The 20,229-nt window shown below is 29.8% G+C and carries 18 protein-coding genes; 4 read left to right on the top strand and 14 right to left on the bottom strand.

All coding sequences use genetic code 11. The features are described from left to right. The first annotated feature begins 84 nt into the window (after positions 1 to 84). The gene (locus JAO71_RS01890) at positions 85 to 1,143 is read left to right on the top strand and encodes a ferredoxin--NADP reductase (protein ID WP_202998532.1); all 1,059 of its coding nucleotides are present in this window, start codon (positions 85 to 87) and stop codon (positions 1,141 to 1,143) included. A 452-nt stretch (positions 1,144 to 1,595) separates the two neighbouring features. On the opposite strand, the gene JAO71_RS01885 is transcribed toward JAO71_RS01890, so the two are convergent. Both JAO71_RS01885 and JAO71_RS01880 read right to left on the bottom strand, forming a co-directional pair. Continuing rightward, entirely contained in the window at positions 1,596 to 2,618 is a 1,023-nt protein-coding gene (locus tag JAO71_RS01885) for a glycosyltransferase family 9 protein (protein ID WP_236011123.1), read from the bottom strand. Positions 2,619 to 2,651: 33 nt separating this feature from the next. Beyond that, on the bottom strand, positions 2,652 to 3,260 hold the full coding sequence (locus JAO71_RS01880; RefSeq protein ID WP_028288809.1) for a DUF4254 domain-containing protein: 609 nt from the start codon (positions 3,258 to 3,260) through the stop codon (positions 2,652 to 2,654). A gap of 112 nt (positions 3,261 to 3,372) precedes the next feature. On the opposite strand from JAO71_RS01880, the gene upp reads away from it, so the two are divergent. After that, positions 3,373 to 4,032, top strand: a complete 660-nt coding sequence (upp, locus tag JAO71_RS01875; RefSeq protein ID WP_202998531.1) for a uracil phosphoribosyltransferase — start codon at positions 3,373 to 3,375, stop codon at positions 4,030 to 4,032. Here the strand turns inward: upp and JAO71_RS01870 are convergent. Beyond that, positions 4,021 to 4,944: a DUF6427 family protein gene (locus JAO71_RS01870; RefSeq protein WP_116823811.1), complete on the bottom strand. Its 924-nt coding sequence runs from the start codon at positions 4,942 to 4,944 to the stop codon at positions 4,021 to 4,023. The genes upp and JAO71_RS01870 overlap by 12 nt on opposite strands. Before the next feature lie 46 nt (positions 4,945 to 4,990). Between JAO71_RS01870 and JAO71_RS01865 the strand changes: the two genes are divergently transcribed. Next, positions 4,991 to 5,218, top strand: coding sequence for a DUF6341 family protein (locus JAO71_RS01865; RefSeq protein WP_116823810.1), 228 nt, complete (start codon positions 4,991 to 4,993; stop codon positions 5,216 to 5,218). A 3-nt stretch (positions 5,219 to 5,221) separates the two neighbouring features. On the opposite strand, the gene purD is transcribed toward JAO71_RS01865, so the two are convergent. Next, positions 5,222 to 6,493 carry a phosphoribosylamine--glycine ligase gene (gene purD, locus JAO71_RS01860; protein ID WP_116823809.1) on the bottom strand — a complete coding sequence of 424 codons (1,272 nt, stop codon included), beginning with the start codon at positions 6,491 to 6,493 and terminating at the stop codon, positions 5,222 to 5,224. 115 nt (positions 6,494 to 6,608) lie between these two features. On the opposite strand from purD, the gene JAO71_RS01855 reads away from it, so the two are divergent. Next, positions 6,609 to 7,916, top strand: coding sequence for a phenylacetate--CoA ligase family protein (locus JAO71_RS01855; RefSeq protein WP_116823808.1), 1,308 nt, complete (start codon positions 6,609 to 6,611; stop codon positions 7,914 to 7,916). Between the two features lie 6 nt (positions 7,917 to 7,922). Here JAO71_RS01855 and JAO71_RS01850 read toward each other — a convergent pair whose 3' ends face one another. The 10 genes from JAO71_RS01850 to JAO71_RS01805 form a co-directional block, all read right to left on the bottom strand. Beyond that, entirely contained in the window at positions 7,923 to 10,607 is a 2,685-nt protein-coding gene (locus JAO71_RS01850; protein ID WP_116823807.1) for a carboxypeptidase-like regulatory domain-containing protein, read from the bottom strand. Between the two features lie 30 nt (positions 10,608 to 10,637). Further along, the gene (locus JAO71_RS01845; RefSeq protein WP_116823806.1) at positions 10,638 to 11,366 is read right to left on the bottom strand and encodes a GLPGLI family protein; all 729 of its coding nucleotides are present in this window, start codon (positions 11,364 to 11,366) and stop codon (positions 10,638 to 10,640) included. 12 nt (positions 11,367 to 11,378) lie between these two features. Next, the gene (locus JAO71_RS01840; protein WP_162874886.1) at positions 11,379 to 11,534 is read right to left on the bottom strand and encodes a hypothetical protein; all 156 of its coding nucleotides are present in this window, start codon (positions 11,532 to 11,534) and stop codon (positions 11,379 to 11,381) included. A 453-nt stretch (positions 11,535 to 11,987) separates the two neighbouring features. Continuing rightward, positions 11,988 to 12,767, bottom strand: coding sequence for a glycosyltransferase family 2 protein (locus JAO71_RS01835; protein ID WP_202998530.1), 780 nt, complete (start codon positions 12,765 to 12,767; stop codon positions 11,988 to 11,990). A gap of 12 nt (positions 12,768 to 12,779) precedes the next feature. Beyond that, positions 12,780 to 14,189, bottom strand: coding sequence for an exopolysaccharide biosynthesis polyprenyl glycosylphosphotransferase (locus JAO71_RS01830; RefSeq protein WP_116823803.1), 1,410 nt, complete (start codon positions 14,187 to 14,189; stop codon positions 12,780 to 12,782). 3 nt (positions 14,190 to 14,192) lie between these two features. Then, positions 14,193 to 15,182: a UDP-glucuronic acid decarboxylase family protein gene (locus tag JAO71_RS01825; RefSeq protein WP_116823802.1), complete on the bottom strand. Its 990-nt coding sequence runs from the start codon at positions 15,180 to 15,182 to the stop codon at positions 14,193 to 14,195. After that, complete coding sequence (locus JAO71_RS01820) at positions 15,183 to 16,481, bottom strand: UDP-glucose dehydrogenase family protein (protein ID WP_202998529.1); 1,299 nt, start codon at positions 16,479 to 16,481, stop codon at positions 15,183 to 15,185. A 5-nt stretch (positions 16,482 to 16,486) separates the two neighbouring features. Continuing rightward, a complete protein-coding gene (locus tag JAO71_RS01815; protein ID WP_028288819.1) occupies positions 16,487 to 18,448 on the bottom strand; it encodes a polysaccharide biosynthesis protein in 1,962 nt (653 codons plus the stop codon). Positions 18,449 to 18,547: 99 nt separating this feature from the next. Further along, a complete protein-coding gene (locus tag JAO71_RS01810; protein WP_116823801.1) occupies positions 18,548 to 19,675 on the bottom strand; it encodes a DegT/DnrJ/EryC1/StrS family aminotransferase in 1,128 nt (375 codons plus the stop codon). Continuing rightward, on the bottom strand, positions 19,672 to 20,229 hold the full coding sequence (locus JAO71_RS01805; protein ID WP_116823800.1) for a sugar transferase: 558 nt from the start codon (positions 20,227 to 20,229) through the stop codon (positions 19,672 to 19,674). Before JAO71_RS01805 ends, JAO71_RS01810 begins: the two co-directional genes overlap by 4 nt.

The raw sequence follows: 20,229 nt of genomic DNA, 5'->3' as shown, positions 1-20,229 counted from the left end.
TGCATAAAAAACTTAGGTATTAATTTTTGCCTAAATCATATCTTAAACGGTAAAGCTTCATTATTTTTACAAAAAAATAAAACTATGGCTCAATTTCAGACGTTAACAATTTCGGACATAACACGTCAAACAGACCAATGTGTTACATTAACTTTTGACGTACCAGCAAATTTAAAAGCAGATTACACTTTTAAAGCAGGACAATATATTACGCTAAAAACAAACATAAAAGACCAAGAAGTTAGACGTGACTATTCACTTTGCTCTTCTCCGTCAAGCGGAAAACTGACCGTTGCTGTAAAAGCAGTACCAAACGGAACCTTTAGCACTTACGCTAATAGTAGTTTAAAAATTGGAGATACTTTAGAGGTTGCAAAACCACAAGGACGATTTGTTTTTGAACCTATTGCAACAGAAAAAAGAACCATTGCTGCTTTTGCTGCAGGTAGTGGTATTACACCTATATTAAGTATTGCAAAAACCGTTTTAGATCAAGAACCTAATAGTCATTTTGTATTAGTATATGGTAATAAAACACTAAAAGACACTATCTTTTTACAAGATTTACTGAATTTACAACACCAATACAAAGACCGATTTGATATTCAGTTTTTATACAGTCAGTCTCAAGAAAACAATGCTTTATTTGGTCGTATCGAAAAAAGCACAGTAAACTTAATTGTCAAAAACAAATACAAACATGTAACAATAGACGCTTTTTACCTTTGTGGACCAGAAGGCATGATTAATACTGTAAAAGATGTTTTAGCAGAAAATAATATAGAAGACACAAAAATTAACTTCGAGTTATTTACTGCTGCAACAGTACCAACAGATGAAAACACAGAAGTTGTTACTAACGGAAACACAGCTATTACAGTTACTGTTGATGATGAAACCCAAACCTTTACCATGTCACAAAAGCAAACCATTTTAGAGGCTGCTTTAAAGGAGGACTTAGATGCACCATACTCTTGTCAAGGTGGTGTTTGTAGTAGTTGTATTGCTAGAGTTACAGATGGTAAAGCATTGATGAGACAAAACAATATTTTAACTGATGCAGAAGTAGCTGAAGGATTAATACTAACCTGTCAGGCTCATCCTACAACACCAACAATTATTGTCGATTACGACGATGTTTAAACCTAAAAAATACACTTGGTCGTGTTTTTAAAGCAATTCACCGAAAGCACTTTTAAACTCACCTAATTAAAACAAAACTACTAAGCGTAAGAATTATCTTTAACAAAGATTATAACACTAAAATTTGTTAGTTTAAGGGATAATATTAATTTTATGTTAGTAGTTAAAATCATCAAGCCTCAATTAAGTTGAGGCTTTTTTTATGCTTAATAATTACTATTGCTAAATTATTACTGTATTTAAATATAAAACATCAAGTAAAAATTAGTTAATCGATAAAAAAAGCTTTTTATCGAATCTTTTGATTCAACAAACTAAAAAAAATAAAACAGCAAACCTAAGCTCTACCTTTGTAACAGATTATAACACTAGAATTTGTTAGTTTAAGGGATAATATTAATTTTATATTAGTCGTCTATAATCAAAAGCCTTAATATTAATTAGGGCTTTTTTTATGTTTTTAATACAGCTAATACTCGGTTTACAATCTGATCAGACTGTATTGTACCAGCAATATTTTTATAGTCTTCAGGATATTTATTACCATAAATAGACGTTGGTAATTTAGGATACAAGGTTTTATCTGGAATCAAATTATTTATTTCCAGTTGGTTAAAAGCACCAAAACCAGCATAAGGATGCGTAACACCCCAAATAGTAACCACTTTAACACCAAGCATTGCTGCTAAATGTGCATTACCAGAATCCATACTAACCATAACATCTAAATTAGATATTAAATCCAATTCTTGATTTAAGTTGTACTGACCTGCAATATTAAAAACTTGATTATTAATTACTAATGTATTTAATTGCTTTTGATCTGCTTTACCACCAAATAAAAACACAACATGATCTTGGCTTAGACCTTTAACAACCTCCTTCATTTTATCTAAAGGATAACTTTTTGAGGCATATTGTGCAAAAGGAGCAATACCAATCCATTGTTTTGTATTTTGATTAGCAACCAAATTTAAAACAGCTTGAGGTATAGGTTGTTTTTTAGAAAAAGTTGGACGACTTAAATCCAAAGTAAAACCTAAGGCTTTAAACACATCTGCATAACGTTGATGTGTTGTTTTTAAAGGCTTAAAATATTTACCATTGACTAATGCCTTTTTTTGATTTCGACCTTTATCTATTTGTTTAAATTTTTTTCCAAAGAAAAAAACTTTTAAAATCTTAGTTCTTAAAACATTGTGTAAATCTGCAACAACATCTATATCAAGTGTTTTTAATTGTTTAGATAGTTTGTACAAGCCTAAAACACCTTTGTGTTTCTTTTTTAAGTCTATAGCAAACACTTCAACGTTATTAAGATCTCTAAAAAAAGGAGCAAAAAAAGGTCTGGTTAAAACCGTTAATTTAACGTCAGGAAAACGCTGTGTAAATGCACGTAAAACAGGTACAGTCATAGCAACGTCTCCCATTGCAGAGAGACGTATTACTAAAATATGCTTTGATGTTTTTGACATTTAAAAGCCTTATAACAGCACAAAAGACTGTGCTTATTTTTGGTTTCTTAACACTGGGTTAAGCTCATCGTCATTATACATTTTCATTTGCTTGTACACTTTCATGTACTTATCACCTTTTTCAATATCTGACAATAATGTATCAATTGCTGTACTTAAGTCTACACGTTGTTCTAGTAAAATATCTAATTTAGTTTGGCAAGCTGCTTTATGTGCAGCAGTAGCATCAGCACGCGTAGCTTCTTCTTCCATATGATACACTTTTAATGCTAAAATAGATAACCTGTCAATTCCCCAAGCAGGACTTTCAGTATTTATAGTTGCATCACTTTTAGGAGTAACCTCCTTATATTTTTCTAAAAAATAGCTATCAATATACTCCACCATATCTGTTCTATCTTGGTTAGAAGCATCAATTTGGCGTTTTAAAGTTAATGCTGCAACAGGATCTATTTGTGGATCACGTATAATGTCCTCATAATGCCACTGTACAGTATCTATCCAACATTTACGGTACAATAAATGCTCTAATAAATTAGTACTTTTATCATACTTATTAGTAAACGGTTGATCTACTGTATTTGTAATATGGTACGTTGCAATAACGTCTTGAAATATTTTATTTGCTATATCTGTAAACATCTTGTAATTATTAAGTCTGTAAAATTACATAAATTAAACCGAATTTTAGTTAGTGGACGTTTTGGCTTTTTAAATAATACATTAACTTTACTATTTAAAAGACAAAACACCTATGCAAATTCATAATTTATCTAAAGAAAACTCTGTTTTAAATCAATTTATTGCTGAAATTAGAGACGTTTCCGTCCAAACAGACAGTATGCGTTTTAGACGAAATATTGAACGTATTGGTGAAGTTTTAGGTTATGAAATTAGTAAAACACTAGATTTTGAAACTAAAACCATTACAACACCTTTGGCTACTATTGAAGCTACTGTACCTAAAAATGATGTCGTTTTATGTTCTATACTAAGAGCTGGAGTACCTTTACACAATGGATTATTAAATTATTTTGACCAGTCTGAAAATGCTTTTATTAGTGCTTACAGACACCATAAAGATAATCCTGAATCTTTTGAAATTGTAGTAGAATATCTAGCATGTCCTGACTTAACAGGAAAAACATTAATCCTTGCAGATCCAATGCTAGCCACAGGACAATCTTTAGTCGCTACATTTAAAGCTTTAGAACCTTTTGGAACACCAAAAAGCATACATATTGCAGCAGTTATAGGAGCTGAAGCTGGAGTAGATTTTTTAGAAAACAACTTACCTAAAGACACCACTTTGTGGATTGCTGCTTTGGACAAAACTTTAAATAGTAAAGGCTATATTGTTCCTGGTTTAGGTGATGCTGGTGATTTAGCTTTTGGCGAAAAACTACAACATTAATAGTACAAAAGGAATAATAACCAATAAACCTAAGTAAATTTCTTTAAACCATTTTTCTGTAATGGTCTCTATATAATTTGTTATAATCACTGCTAAAGGCGCGAACAAAAATAGTAGTTCGCTTCCGTTTTTTTGAGGAGCTAAAACTGCTAATGCTGAAGCAAACATACAGGTAAAAAACAAGATTTTATAAGAAGGTCTGTAGCTACGTTTTTTCTTTTTAATATCATTTAAATAAAACACAGAAGACCAAATCCCAAAAGACAACAACATGGTTATAACTACTATAAATTGTAAAGAATTATAGCTGCTAAAATCTAAATTTGATTCTGGATTAATATTTAAAGCACTAAAAAAATCGTTATTCATTAATATGGAATAACAAATAGCTAAAATAATTATTGCCAATAAGCCAATAAAAGGAACAAAATAAGATTTAACTGCGTTTACCGAAAACAACAATAAGGCTATAAATATTAGTGGAAAAAACAATATTGCCCAAAAATAAAAGAGACTAGCTAAGCCTATTAAAAAAGCTGAATCAAATATTTTTTTAACGACCTGTTTTTGCGATCCTATACTAATTAAGCGTCTTAAAGCTAAAAGCACAAAAAAATTAGAAACTACTATATTAAATCTTATAAAAACCTGAGGAACAGCTAAAACAAACAAGCCGAATAACAAAATCTCATAGTTGTTTTGCTGTGACAATAAGTTTTTTAACACTATAAAACTAAGTATTAAAACTGACAAAAACAGTAATAAAAACTCTGGGATTTTAACCCAAATAGACAAGTCTGGATTAACTGCATTTGGGTATTTAATGTGCAAAACAACAAAAGCAATTAGTGTAATACTAAAAACAATTAAAAAATTAATTGGTTTGGATTTGCTAAAAATAGTTGTAATCATTAACTCTTTTTGTATTTTTGTACTATAAATATACTATTCTATAATTATGAAAGATTTTTTTGAAGCTATAGCAAGCCTTTTTGTTGATGTATTATTTGCTCCTTTTGATATGCTTAAAGCATTAGAATTAGAAAACTGGTGGGCAGCAAACTTTATGTCTTGGATTTTTATCATTATTGGTTTTGTAGCTTTTGTATACTGGATGATTCAGTTAAAAGGTTACGCTGCAAATAACGACGACGACAAAAGCATTAGCTCTCACTCTTACTTATAACAGTTATAGGTCAAAACCTATATCTTTTCTATAATTCATCTTATCAAAATGTAGTTTTTCTATACTTTGGTAAGATTTTTTTATGGCCTCTTGGTACGTTTCACCATAACTAGTTATAGCCATAACACGACCTCCTGAAGTTACAATTTGATTGTCTTTTTGTTGTGCTCCTGCATGAAATACAATCGAGTCTTCAATAGCATCAACACCTGTAATAACTTTACCTTTTTGGTAAGCTTCAGGATAACCGCCAGATACCAACATAATAGTTGTCGCTGCTCTAGGATCTACCTTAATATCTATTTGATCTAAAGTTTGGTTTGCAACCGCTTCAAATACCTCTACTAAATCATTTTTAAGTCTTGGTAATACGACTTCTGTTTCAGGGTCACCTAAGCGTACGTTATATTCGATAACCTTAGGCTCATCTCCTACTTTAATTAAACCAATAAAGACAAACCCTTTGTAAGGTAAATCATCTTTTTGCAAACCAGCAATCGTTGGTTTAACCACTTGCTCTTCTACTTTATCTAAAAAGGCTTGATTAGCAAAAGGAACTGGAGACACTGCTCCCATTCCGCCTGTATTTAAACCTGTATCACCTTCACCAATACGTTTGTAATCTTTTGCAGTTGGTAAAATTTTATAGTTTTTACCATCAGTAAGAACAAAACAACTTAACTCGATTCCGTCTAAAAATTCTTCAATAACAACTTTAGTGCTAGCGTCTCCAAACTTAGCATCTACAAGCATGCTTTTTAATTCGGCTTTAGCCTGATCTAAATCTTCTAAAATAACAACACCTTTTCCTGCTGCCAAACCATCTGCTTTAAGAACAAATGGAGGATTTAAGGTTTCTAAAAAGGCATAACCATCTTCAACTGTATCTGCATTAAAACTTTGGTAAGCTGCTGTTGGAATATTGTGTTTATATAAAAATTGCTTAGCAAACTCTTTACTACCTTCAAGTGTTGCTGCTGCTTTTTGAGGCCCAATAACTGCCACGTTTTTAAGCGCATCATCGGTTAAGAAAAAATCATGAACACCTTGCACTAAAGGATCTTCAGGACCTACCACTACCATTGTAATGTTATTGTTTAAAACCACTTCTTTTATGGCATTAAAATCTGTAACACTAATTGGTACGTTTTTAGCTATTTGTGCAGTTCCTGAGTTACCAGGTGCTACAAAAAGCGAATTACATTTTGGGCTTTGATTAAGCTTCCATGCAATTGTGTGTTCTCTTCCTCCTGATCCTAAAATTAAAATATTCATTGTGTAAAAATGTTGTGTCGTTGTTGTTTTGACAAAAATAATTATTTAAAAGAATTTGATTGACTTTAAATCCAATAGTTTTTTATTTCTTTATTTTACAAAAAAATTAATAGTATTGAAACGATTTGAATGGTCTTTAAGGTTAAAGGGATTTCCTGTAAAAGAAGCTAAAAAAACTCAAGCAATAATTGATGGGTTTGGTACTAACGATTATGGCAATTACTTAAGTAAACAACTACAATCTATTGTTGCGTTTCATTTAAAACACACCCCTTTTTACAGTACTTTATGTCAAGATATTAACACGTCTAATTGGGCAGAAATACCTGTAATTACTAAAGGCAATTTACAGCAACCTTTAGCAAACCGCTTGTCTGATAAGTACACTATAAAAACGGTACACAAACACAAAACTTCAGGCTCATCAGGTACACCTTTTGAGTTTGCTAAAGATAACTTTGCGCATGCTATGACTTGGGTTACTTTTATGCAACGTTACAGCTGGTTTAATATAGATTTAAACACATCTAAACAAGCACGATTTTACGGAATACCATTAGATACCAAAAGTTATTACAAAGAACGTTTAAAAGACTGGTTGGGTAACCGTTATCGTTTTTCGGTATTTGATTTAAGCGATGTTGCTTTAAACAAAATATTACAAAAATTTAAACGTACTAAATTTGATTATATCAACGGTTACACTAGTGCAATTGTACAATTTGCTAAATTTTTAGAACGAAAAAACATTATTTTAAAAGAAGTTTGTCCAACCTTGAAGGTTTGTATCGTAACTTCTGAAATGTTATTTGATGATGATAAAAAACTGCTTGAAAAACAGTTTAATATCACTGTGGTTAACGAGTATGGTGCAGCCGAATTAGGTTTGATTGCTTTTCAAGATCAACAAGACCAATGGTTAGTTAACAGTAACCATTTATATGTTGAAATTTTAGATGACAACAATCAACCTGTACCTTATGGTACAACAGGAAAAATTGTAATTACAGATTTATATAACCGAGCACATCCTTTTATAAGATATGAACTTGGTGACTTAGGGAGCCTATCCGACAAAAGCACATTACAACATCCAATTTTAGAGTCTTTAACTGGACGTACAAGTGATTTTATTTCGCTTCCAAGCGGAAAAATTGCAGCAGGACTAACCTTTTACTATGTGACTAAAACCGTTATAGATAAAGAGGCTAATGTTAAAGAATTTATAGTTGAACAAACTAAAATTGACACCTTTAAAATAGATTATGTAGCTAACGAAGCTTTAAGCTCATCACAGCAAAAAGCAGTACAAACAGCTGTTGACAAATACCTAGAACCTAATTTAAACTTAGTTTTTGAACATAAAGCCATTTTAGAACGTGAAATTAGTGGTAAACTAAAACAGTTTAGGTCTGAGTTTTAATAATCACTACAATTTATAAGCTAATTTTAAAAGTATCATTCTAGGCAATATAAACGTTTTACTTTCCTGAATTAAAAAATCACTAAAGCTATTGTTTTGTCTAAATTTAACGTTAAAAATATTGGTTGCATTAATCTCAAAACCCCAAGGACTATCTTCTTTTTGATAAAATAAACTAACGTTTGCTACATCAAATTGGTTACTATTATTTGTTCTTTTATTATTAAAAGTATCCAAACTATAATCTGCCTTAAAAATAAAATCGTTTAAAAAATCATATTCTAAATCCACAAAAAAACTGGTGTTTTTAAACTGTGTGGTAGTACTTATTGCTTTATAATTACTTATTTCTGTGGTATACCCTACTTTAATGTTGGGATGTTTTTTAAAAGAGGTTTCTATACTTATTGTGTTTTCTAAACCTTTAGAGACATTTAAATTGGTAGTTTGATTAATTATTTGATAATAATCCCTATAACTCCAACGTGTGTTATAATTAAACTTTAGCTTCTTTATTTTTTTAGAAATACGACCATTTATAGTTACATTTTGTTCTGGTTGGTTAAACAAAATTGGTGTGCTAAATTGCTCAATACCTTGTAACTGGACAACATTTTTATAACTTTTAATGCGTTTGTTATAATTAGCATTAATATTATAATTTAAACCTTTAAATAAACTGAATTTGTAATAACTAATATTAGCATTATGATACAAGGTATTATCTAATGTTTGATCACCTTTAAACACACTATTAAAACTATTTAAAATAAAGTTATTAGCTAGTCTGTTTATACTTGGAAAACTAGCGTTTAACTTATATTTAATATTTATTTTTTGAGAATTACTAAGCTCTATTTTACCAGTAAATTGTGGTAAAACTAATGCTTTATTTTTAGTTACTTTATCTTCTAATTCTTGAACTTGCCAATTATAAAAATGAAAGTATGTAGCAGGTTTAAACGTTGCAATACCAATTTGGAATTTGTACTCCAAGCCTATAAATGTATCTGTAAAATTATAGTCTAGATTATTATTAAACCCTGAAGATGCAAAATCATTAATAAAGCCATTACTAAGTTGTTGCAAATCTGTGTTTTTAAAACTATTAAATGCTGTATTAACCCCTAAACTAGTGTATAAATGATTAAAATTATTAAGTACCCAATAATCTTTAACAATAATATTAGCATTGTTTGATTTTACTGTTTTGCTATGTAAAATATTATAATTGCTATCTATTTGAAGTGGAATTAAACCTTGTAAGATTTCTTGATTTGTTATCCAATTGGTAATAGGTTGATCATTTTGATAATTATAAGTTGCTTCTAAAGTTGCTGTGTGCTTTTTAGATAATTTACGACTGTAGGTAAGATTTTGCTTCAAGTTTACATTATAACTATCTGTTAAAGTATAAATACTATTATTTAGACTATTACTTTGAGTAGTTATCAATCCATTACTAGTATTATTTGTCAATTTCACAAAATTATTAAATGCTAAATCTTCTTTAGTGGTTGGATTATACTCCAATGTTATTTTACCAATTGTAAAAAAGTTGTTTAGGTTATTATTAGTATTTCTTTGTTCTGCAAAAGGTATGTCTATGTTTTGATAGCTATTTATAGTATTGGTTTCTGTTTGTTTTTTTTCGTTGTTTGTAATAATATAACCACTTATATCTGTTTCTTTATTTATGGTTTGCCGAATATTTAATGCGCCAAATTGGTTAGTACTAGATTTATAGTCTTGATTGTTTAAAAACTGTGTAAAATCGCTATTATAAAGTCCAAAATAACTGCTTGCATCATTTAGTAATTTACCAAAACCACCTTCAAACTCTAAATAGTCTTTAAAAGTGAAGCTTTTAAAACCTGTATTATTAATATCACCAATCAGATTGACATTGGTTTTTGGACTATAGTAAAATACATTTGGATGGATAATATAACGGTCTCTGTATCCTGCTCCAGCCTCTAGATCTCCAAACACAAAATTTTTTTTATCTTCTTTCAATTTAATATTCATTGCCATGTCTTCACTATCTTGCAGTCCTTTAAGCATAGCAACCTCACTATAATTATCCAAGATTTCTACTTTATCTACCGCATCTGCAGGAATATTATTAACTGCTAGTTTACTACTACCTGTAAAAAAGGTTTTGTCCTCTACTAATACTTTGGTTACTTTTTTACCATTTACGGTTACATTACCTTTTCTGTCGACATCAACACCTGGTAGCTTTTTAAGAACGTCTTTAAGTTTTCGCTCCTCACCAGTTACAAACTTATCTGTTAGGTAAATTATAGTGTCTTTTTTTACTGTTATTGGCGGTGTATATTTAATGGTTACCTCGTCTAACTGGTTTGGATTTTCTTTTAAAACAATGTTTTTAATGGTGTCATTATCCAAAGTAACAGCTTCTGCGTTTGGTAAATAGCCTAAGTAGCTTGTGGTAATTGTATAAGTCTTATTAGGTTGTAATTTTAATTTGTAATGACCATCTTGATTGGTTATAGCAAAAGTAACCTCTACATCTTCTGCATTTGGAACTGCTAATAAATTAGCATAATGTAAGGGTTGCTGTAAACTATCTAACACTTTTCCTTTTAAGGTTATCGTTTGGGCTTGTAGAGAAAATCCTGCTATTAATAGCAGGATTGAGTAAAAAAAAACATTTTTTTTAAACATTCTATATTAGTGTAATTCAAAATCCTTTAATTAAAATTTATTTTTAAAAGCAGATATATATTTTTCATTAAATTCATCTAAAGAAATAATACCGTCGTTATTTACTTTTGGATATTTGATATTAACATTCTCTGATTTTTTATAAGACATCATTGTAAATGTAATAGGACCTTGTTTTAGCTCTAAAATTAATCCTGGTAAAAAACCATAACCTAAAGGCCCATGAGATGAAGGAATAGCGCTTGCAAACCATGCTATTATTTTAATTTTGTTTTCTTTTTTTGAATTAGGATTAATTATTTTTGAAGTTCCAACAGCTTTCAAACAATTGAATGATCCTATTTTCTTTGTAGAATCCTTTAAAATTTTCCAAGTAATTTTATCTTTCCCTTCATTGATAAAAAATTTTTCGTCTCCAATAATCTTTAACCTCAAGGAGTTAATTGAAGCTTTATTTTGAAAATATATGCCATCAGCCACAATTTTTTTTGCAATACCATATGGCATTTCAAATCCTTCTATTGGTATAGATTTAACAGCATCAAATTTTGAATATTTTTCATTGTAAGACAGTTTAAATTCAATATAATTTGCTTGTCTTCTAACTTCATTAAAAAAATTAACAATTTGCTTTTTTGTATCAGGTTTATCCTTATAAATATCATCAATTTGAACACTATATGTTACTATTCCAGATGTTTGAGCAATAGTAAAAATACTATTGCTCAAAACAAATAATAAAAAAATTATTTTTTTCATAATTATTATTGATTACCAGCCTGAACAATCTCCACCACCATTATCTTGTATTTCTTGCCAAGAATATCCTGAACATAAAGCATATGCAGCATTACCGTAGCAAGTAGCAGCACCTGTAGAAAAACCATAATCTAACCAAGTGTTCATTTCATCAAATGCAACGTCCATACAATCCTTCCTTTTTGTAAAACTTGTATCATTAACTGTGGCCATACTCATCATAAATATCGCAACAAAAGTTAATCCTAATATTTTTTTCATAATTTCTAAATTTTAAACCAGTTATTCATTAATATTAACTGGTTGGTTAATACATTAATTATTTAGCCGAAAAATTCTTAGTCGATATGTAAATTAATAGTTAGTCGCCTATTAATTTAAAGCTTCTAATCAGTTGAGGGAGAGATAAAAACTAGCGCTAGTTATAACATTAATGTTGTGTCAAAATAGATAATTTGTCCGACTAAAAACAAACTCTCTTTTTATATCACAAATCTAAACTAGAAATTTAAAAACAAAAGCATCTTTTTTTAATCGTTTTTTTTTGCGCTTTATCGAAAACAATGCTTTTTACCCATATTGAAGTGTGGCAAAAACCACAATTACATGTCTTTGAGTTAATTAAACCTGATTTTTAGCAACAATTAACTTTGATTTTATAAAAAACTGTTCCCAAACAAAAAGGCACATATAGTAGATAGATTTTACGTATGAAAAGCCTAAACCCTTTTTATAAACTAAAAAATTATATTTAAGTAATCGGATTTTATTTGAAGAGATAGAATTGGATCTTACACGATAATATGCTAAAGGTTGTGAGACACCCAAAGCTGGTTTACCGGACTTTTTAATAGCAGACAACCACAACAACCAATCTTGACGTTTACGTAAGTTAGGTGACGTTATTTTACCTAAAGTAGCAACATTATACATTCCTGTTAAGTTACCAATGTAATTGGTTTTTAAATATTTATTATAACTTAACTTTGGTAAAGCTTTTACAAGCTTGTTTAACGGGTTACCGTTTTCATCAATCTGATAATAACTAGTATAACTTACGTCACAATTATGTTGTTGCATAAAATCAACTTGAAATTCTAACTTATTACTTATCCATAAATCATCTGCATCTAAAAAAGCAATAAATTTACCGTTAGCTTGGAGGATTGCCTTATTACGAGAAATTGCTGCGCCAGAATTAACTTGATTTTTTAAGAGATACATATTGGAATATTGCTTTGTGTACTCTTCTACTATCTGCAAAGTAGCATCTGTTGAACAGTCATCAACCAAAATTAGCTCCCAATTTGTATAGGTTTGATTTAAAATACTATTAATGGTTTGAACTATAAATTTTTCTGAATTGTAAAGCGGAGTAATTATAGAGACTAAAGGTTTCATTGTGGGTAAATATTAATACGCTTCTTTTTGACCTTTAAAAACATTAATCATGGTTTGTAATATGATTTTTAAATCTAAAACAATGGACCAATTTTCGATATAAAAATTATCGTACTTAATACGGTTAATAATGTCTTCATCATTTTTAATTTCTCCTCTATAACCCTTTATTTGAGCTAAACCCGTTACACCAGGTTTAACATTATGTCTAAAAATAAAATTTAGTTTATCTATTTTTTTAGAATAGTCATCTGTGTAAGATAGCATATGTGGTCTGGGTCCAACAACACTCATATCTCCTTTTAAGACGTTATAAAACTGAGGAAACTCATCCAAACTTGTTTTACGTAAAAACTTACCAATTTTTGTTACCCTATTGTCATTTTGAGTAATATAGGTCCCTTGTATTTCTTTATTTGTTTTTAAAGATCTAAACTTAAAACAGGTAAACTCTTTATAATTTATACCATTACGTTTATGCTTGTAAAACAATGGACCTCTAGATTCTAATTTAATTAAAATAAATAACACTGGTGTTAACCAAGATAATATTAGCACTAATATTAATAAAGAAAACAGGACATCAAACATACGCTTAATAGTCTTATTAACTGCATTATTTAATGCAACTTCTGGCATTGATAATACAGGTAGGTAATTATAATAATCTGTTTTAAGTCGTTTGGTCAACAACTTATTGGTTTTAGGAATAAACTTTATATTACAGTGGTTAACCTCAGCATATTTAACATAATCATTAACCTGCTTTTCAGTTAACTCATCAATTGCGCAGTATATCTCATCTATACCTGAACTTTGTTTTAAAAAATTAAAACTATCCTCTATAAATCCGTTAATCTTTTTATTATCACTATCGGCAAACACACCAACTATTTGATAGCCTAATTCTTTACGATTACTAAATAGTTGTCTAAGCTCTTGTGCTCCTGGACCGTTACCCACAATTACTACACGTCTAACATTACCTTTTAACTGTAGTCTATAAGTTTTCAGGGCATAAAAACTAACTAATTTAAGAGTTGATATTAGTAAAAAACTATATAGTAAAAACTGTAAGGTTTGAAATACAGGAACATCTACACTTTTAAAAACACCAAAAAAGGCAAAGACAATAGTACTAAAAACGACAAACTGCTTGATTATTGATGATATAATATTAACAATTGATGTATACCTGTATACTTTATAAAACTTAAGAAATGATGTTGTAATTAGCCATAATATTACTGAATAAATAATAAATAGTAAATACTTATTTTTTAAAGCTGAAGCTGAAAAAAATGCAAGATTAGATTTGTTAAAATTAAAAAAATAAAAAGCAAAAACATTGATAGTTAAACAGTCAAAGACAATAAGTATTGGCCTTAAAAGCCAAGAGTACCTACCACGTTTATACTCCATAATTTATTTATTATAATTTGAAAAGTCTTTATGTTCGCTTTTGTGAAGCTCTGCTTGAGTTAAACTTTTAAAGTAATCAAAGGTCTTTTTCATACCTTTCGATCTATTTACTTTAGGCTCCCAATTTAATACATTTTTAGCTAATGTAATATCTGGTTGTCTCTGCATTGGATCATCTACAGGTAAATCTTTATAAATTACTTTTTGTGTGGTACCTGTAAGTTTAATAATTTCTTCTGCAAAGTCCTTAATTGTTATCTCGTGTGGATTACCAATATTAACTGGATTTGAATAATCGCTTAATAATAAACGGTAAATACCTTCGACTTGATCGGTAACATAGCAAAATGACCTTGTTTGCATACCATCTCCAAAAACTGTTAAATCTTCGCCTCTTAACGCTTGACCCATAAAGGCTGGAATAACACGACCGTCATTAAGTCTCATCCTTGGTCCATAAGTATTAAAAATTCTAACAATACGCGTTTCAAGTCCATGAAATCTATGGTAAGCCATGGTTATAGATTCTTGAAAGCGTTTAGCCTCATCATATACACCTCTTGGTCCTATAGTATTGACGTTACCGTAATAATCTTCGGTTTGTGGATGTACTAAAGGATCTCCATACACCTCTGAAGTTGAAGCAATTAACAACCTTGCTTGTTTTGCTTTTGCTAAGCCTAATAAGTTATGCGTACCCAAACTCCCTACTTTTAAAGTCTGAATTGGAATTTTTAAATAATCTATAGGACTTGCTGGAGAAGCAAAATGAAGGATATAATCTAAGTCTCCTTCAATATTTATATAATTTGTAACGTCATGTTGAATGAATAAAAAGTTTGAATTAGAAGATAAATGTGCAATGTTTTTTTGGTCTCCTGTTATAAAGTTATCCATACCAATAACAAAATAACCTTCGTTTAAAAAGCGATCACATAAATGAGATCCTAAAAAACCTGCTGCTCCAGTAATTAAAACTCTTTTTTGATTCATTTACCTTCCTATTGATATGTAATTAAATCCTTCGTTAATAACATCTTTAACGTCATATAGGTTACGTCCATCAAAAATAGTTGGACTAGCCATTTCATTTTTAATTTTATTAAAATCAGGTGTTCTAAAAATACTCCATTCGGTAGATATAACTAATGCATCAGCATTTTTTAAAGCGTCATACATACTACTTGCAAACTTAATTTTATCGCCTAATTTACGTTTTACATTTGGCATAGCTTCAGGGTCAAAAGCTGTAATATTACAACCTGCCTCTAATAAAGCATCAATCATGTATAACGAAGGTGCTTCACGTATATCGTCTGTTTCTGGTTTAAAGGCTAATCCCCAAATTGCAATGTTTTTTCCTTTAAGATCATTATTAAAATGATTTTCTATTTTAGGAATCAACACTAGTTTTTGTCTTGCATTAACATTAATGACAGCATCTAAAATTTTGAAGTTATAATTATTGTCTAGTCCAGATTTATGAAGTGCTTTTACGTCCTTTGGGAAGCAAGAACCACCATAACCTATACCTGGAAACAAAAAGCGCTTACCAATCCTTGAATCTGTTCCCATACCTATTCTAACCTTATCTACGTCTGCTCCAACTTTTTCACAAAAGTTAGCAATCTCATTCATAAATGTGATTTTGGCTGCTAAAAAAGAATTGGATGCATATTTTGTAAGTTCGGCAGATTTTTCGTCCATTATAATTATGGGATTGCCAGACCTTACATAAGGCTTATAAAGTTTTTCCATCAATTTAGTGGCACGTTCACTACTGGAACCTACAACTATTCTTTCTGGTTTTAAAAAATCATCTACAGCAAAACCTTCTCTTAAAAATTCTGGATTTGAGACAACATCAAAATCTACTTTAGCATGTTTAGCTATAGCTTGCTTTACTTTGTCTGAAGTACCAACTGGAACTGTACTTTTATCGACTATAACCTTATAGTCTTTAATAAGTTTTCCTATATGATCAGCGACTCCTAAAATATATTTTAGGTCAGCTGATCCATCTTCATCTTCTGGTGTAGGTAATGCTAAGAAGATAATATCACCATGTTCTAAACCTTCTTCTAAGCTTGTAGAAAATTTTAATCGGTTAGCTTTTATATTTCTTTCAAATAAGACATCCAAATGAGGTTCGTAAATAGGTACCTCACCTGCTTGCATTTGTTTAACTTTATTTTGATCTATATCGATACAAAGTACTTCATTACCTGTTTCGGCTAGACATGTACCTGTTACTAGTCCGACGTAACCTGTACCTACTACTGCTATTTTCATTTAAATTATACTATTTTCTTGTCAAAAACCTCAAAATCTGAATTCATGCTTAAAAACTCTGGCACAATTTCTTTCATTTTTTTGACCATTATATTTTTGTCTTCTTCCTTTGCTAAAAGTAATAGTTCTTGAATATCCTTATTTATTTGGAGATGCGAACAATTTTCTACTTTAGCAATCATTATTTTCTCATTATAAGTTGGTAGTGTTGTAGATTTGTCACTTAATAATTCCTCGTATAATTTTTCTCCAGGCCTTAAACCAACAACTTTTATATCTATTTCTTTGTAGGGTGTAAATCCAGCGAGTCTAATAATTTTTTTGGCAAGGTCAATAATTTTAACAGCTTTACCCATATCAAATATGAATATTTCTCCTCCATTACCCATTGCACCAGCTTCTAATACTAATTGACAAGCTTCTGGTATTGTCATAAAATACCTAATAATATCTGGATGAGTAATTGTAAGTGGACCACCTTCTTCTATTTGTCGTTTAAATAGAGGAACAACAGATCCATTGCTTCCTAATACATTTCCAAATCTTGTGGTAACAAATTGAGTTTTGTTTTTTGTGTCTAAAATAGCCTTATTTTGTAAAGCCTGTACATATATTTCAGCAATACGCTTAGAAGCTCCCATCACATTACTTGGATTTACAGCTTTATCTGTTGATACCATTACAAATTTTTCAACCTTAAATTTATAAGATAAATCAGCCACATTTTTAGACCCTAAAATATTGGCAAAAATAGCCTCTGAAGGATGCCTTTCCATTAATGGAACATGCTTATAAGCTGCTGCATGATATACAACTTGCGGTTTATATTTTTTAAATATATCTTCCAATACTTCAACTTTTCTAACATCTGCAATGATGGCTTCATAATTTAAATCTGGAAAATTCTGTTTAATTTCTAATTGAATATTATAAAGTGGAGATTCTGCCTGGTCAAGAATCAATAACTTACTAGGTTTATAGCTTGCTACTTGTCTAACAATCTCGCTACCAATAGATCCTGCACCTCCAGTAACTAAAATACACTTATTAAAAATTTCTTTAGCAACTAATTTATTATCTAGTTTTATAGGATCTCTTTCTAGAATATCTTCAATCTGAATTTTTTGTATCTGATTAGAAAGATTGGTTGTTGTTTCAATATCTGATATTAAAGGGGCTCTAAAAACTTTATAATTATGCTCTAGGCAGCTATCTACAATCTTAATATTTTCTTCTTTAGTAAGCGTTCCATCAGCAATAATTAAAGCCTGAGCATTAAATATTCTTAATAGAACAGCTGTTTTACGTTTTAAAAATATTATTGGTAAACCTAATATCTCTTTACTTTTATTTTTACCTTCTTTATCAATAAAACCTAGAACTTTGTACCTAGAAGGCTTTTCAGATCTTAAAGCGCTTGCTATTGCTATAGCATTTTCATCTGTTCCATAAATTAAAACATTTAAGTTTGCTTCAGATTCACTGTAACGTTGATAAACCTCAAATACTTGCTTAACCATAATTCTGAATAAAAATAATCCACAAAATGATACAATTGAATAAATAAATAATTGAGGAATAGAGAATAATTCATCACCTAAAATTAACAAATAACCATAATAAATGGAGATAGCTGCTAAAATTGTAGCTGTAGTAGCTAAAAAAAACTTAGCTGCATCGATAAAAGTAGAATGTCTTATTAAGCCAGCATAAGTCCTAAACAGTATGAAAAATAAAATATTTAATAAAACAATAATTAACTCTTCATTTGAAAAACCTAAACTAAAAAAAGCTGCTTTTTGTATTTTACTAACTATAATTTTAGTAAAAAACAATGACATAATTAAAATAATACTATCAAAACAAAGTATTGCCCATCTAGGTAAATAATTTACGTTTTTAAAATCTATTTTTTTCTTAGTAGATTTTAATACTTGAATTAAAGCTTGTTTTAATTGTTTTAACATTTATGATTTTAATAAAAATAGACAACAAATATCCTAAATTTTAATGACAATATAATCAAAATTAAACTTAAAGCATCAAGTTGACATATAATGAAACTACTATAATAGACTATTTACTGCTCTAGAAATTCTATCTAAATCTATTTGCGTTAAATTAGAGCCACTAGGTAAACACAATCCTTTACCAAATAAGGTCTTGCTAAAATCATCTCCAAAATATAAACTGTCCTCAAATATTGGTTGCATATGCATAGGCTTCCATAAAGGTCTTGTCTCAATGTTTTCTGTATCCATAGCTTTTTGAAATTCTGCTTTTGTAAATGGTGCATCTTTATGGATTAATATACAGCTTAACCAAAAATTTGAATAAAAATCTGAATTAGGCTGCTTTTGAACCTCGACACCTTTTATATCTTTAAAAAGATTAGTGTAAAACGCATTCATGTCGCGTCTTAATCCAATGTGTTTATCTAAGACTTCCATTTGTCCACGTCCAATACCAGCCGAAATATTACTCATTCTATAATTGTATCCAATTTTAGAATGCTCATAATGCGGCGCGTTATCTCTTGCTTGGGTTGCATAAAAAATAGTTTTATTTTTATCTTTTTCTGTATTGCAAACCATTGCTCCTCCTCCAGAGGTTGTAATAATTTTGTTACCATTAAAGGATAAAATTGAGAAATCACCAAATGTTCCGCATTGTCTTCCTTTGTATGTAGATCCTAAAGCTTCTGCAGCGTCTTCAACAACAGGTATTTGATATTTATTAGCAACTTTTAATAGTTCATCTATTTTAGATGGCATTCCGTATAAATGTACAATAATAATCGCTTTTGGCTTTACTCCATTAGCTAATCTATCTTTGATAGCTATTTCTAAATGCTTTGGACACATATTCCAAGTCTCTGGTTCACTATCTACAAAAACCGGAATTGCACCTTGATAAGCTATTGGGTTGGATGATCCACAAAAAGTGAAGGTTTGACAAATCACCTCATCGTTTAATACGACACCAAGTTGTACTAGAGCTAAATGTATTGCTGCTGTACCAGAAGATAAGCAAGCTACTTTTTTATTTTCTCCTAAATATGTTTCTAAGTCTTTTTCAAAACCATTGACGTTGGGTCCTAATGGTGCTACCCAATTAGTATCAAACGCTTCTTTTATATAATTCTGCTCCGTGCCTCCCATGTGCGGAGAGGATAGCCATATTTTTGTGTTCATTTTCTAAAAATTATTTTAACAACTGTTTTTAATATGATTTTAATATCACCAATAAAGGACTGCGTATAATAGTACTCTAAATTAAGTCTTAATTTATCGGGATATATAACAGAATCATTATAATGTTTTGGGTTATCACTCTTTAATAAAATTTGTTCTTCGTTAATATATTTTAAAGTTGCTGAACTGGTTAAACCTGGTTTTAATTCTAATATTTTATTGAACTCACCTGTTAGTTTATCCAAATATATTGGTAATTCTGGCCTTGGTCCAACAAAACTCATATCACCTAAGAGAATATTAATTATCTGTGGAATTTCGTCTAATTTATATTTTCTTAAAAAAAAACCCACTTTATTAATTTTGTTAGTCTTTAAACAGAAAGTTTGCAGTTTATAAATAGTAAATAATTCACCCTTTTGACCTAACCTTTTTTGTTTAAAAATACCTGTTCCTCCATTATATGTTTTTGCTATAATCATTAAAAAAAATAATGGTAGTAACAAGACTACAAGTAACATTAAAGATAATAATTTGTCAAAAAAAGCTTTCAT

This window comes from Olleya sediminilitoris (assembly GCF_016785945.1).
Taxonomy (GTDB): domain Bacteria; phylum Bacteroidota; class Bacteroidia; order Flavobacteriales; family Flavobacteriaceae; genus Olleya; species Olleya sediminilitoris.
The sequence above is the reverse complement of the archived record's forward strand: the minus strand, read 5'-3'. Positions and strand labels throughout refer to the sequence as shown.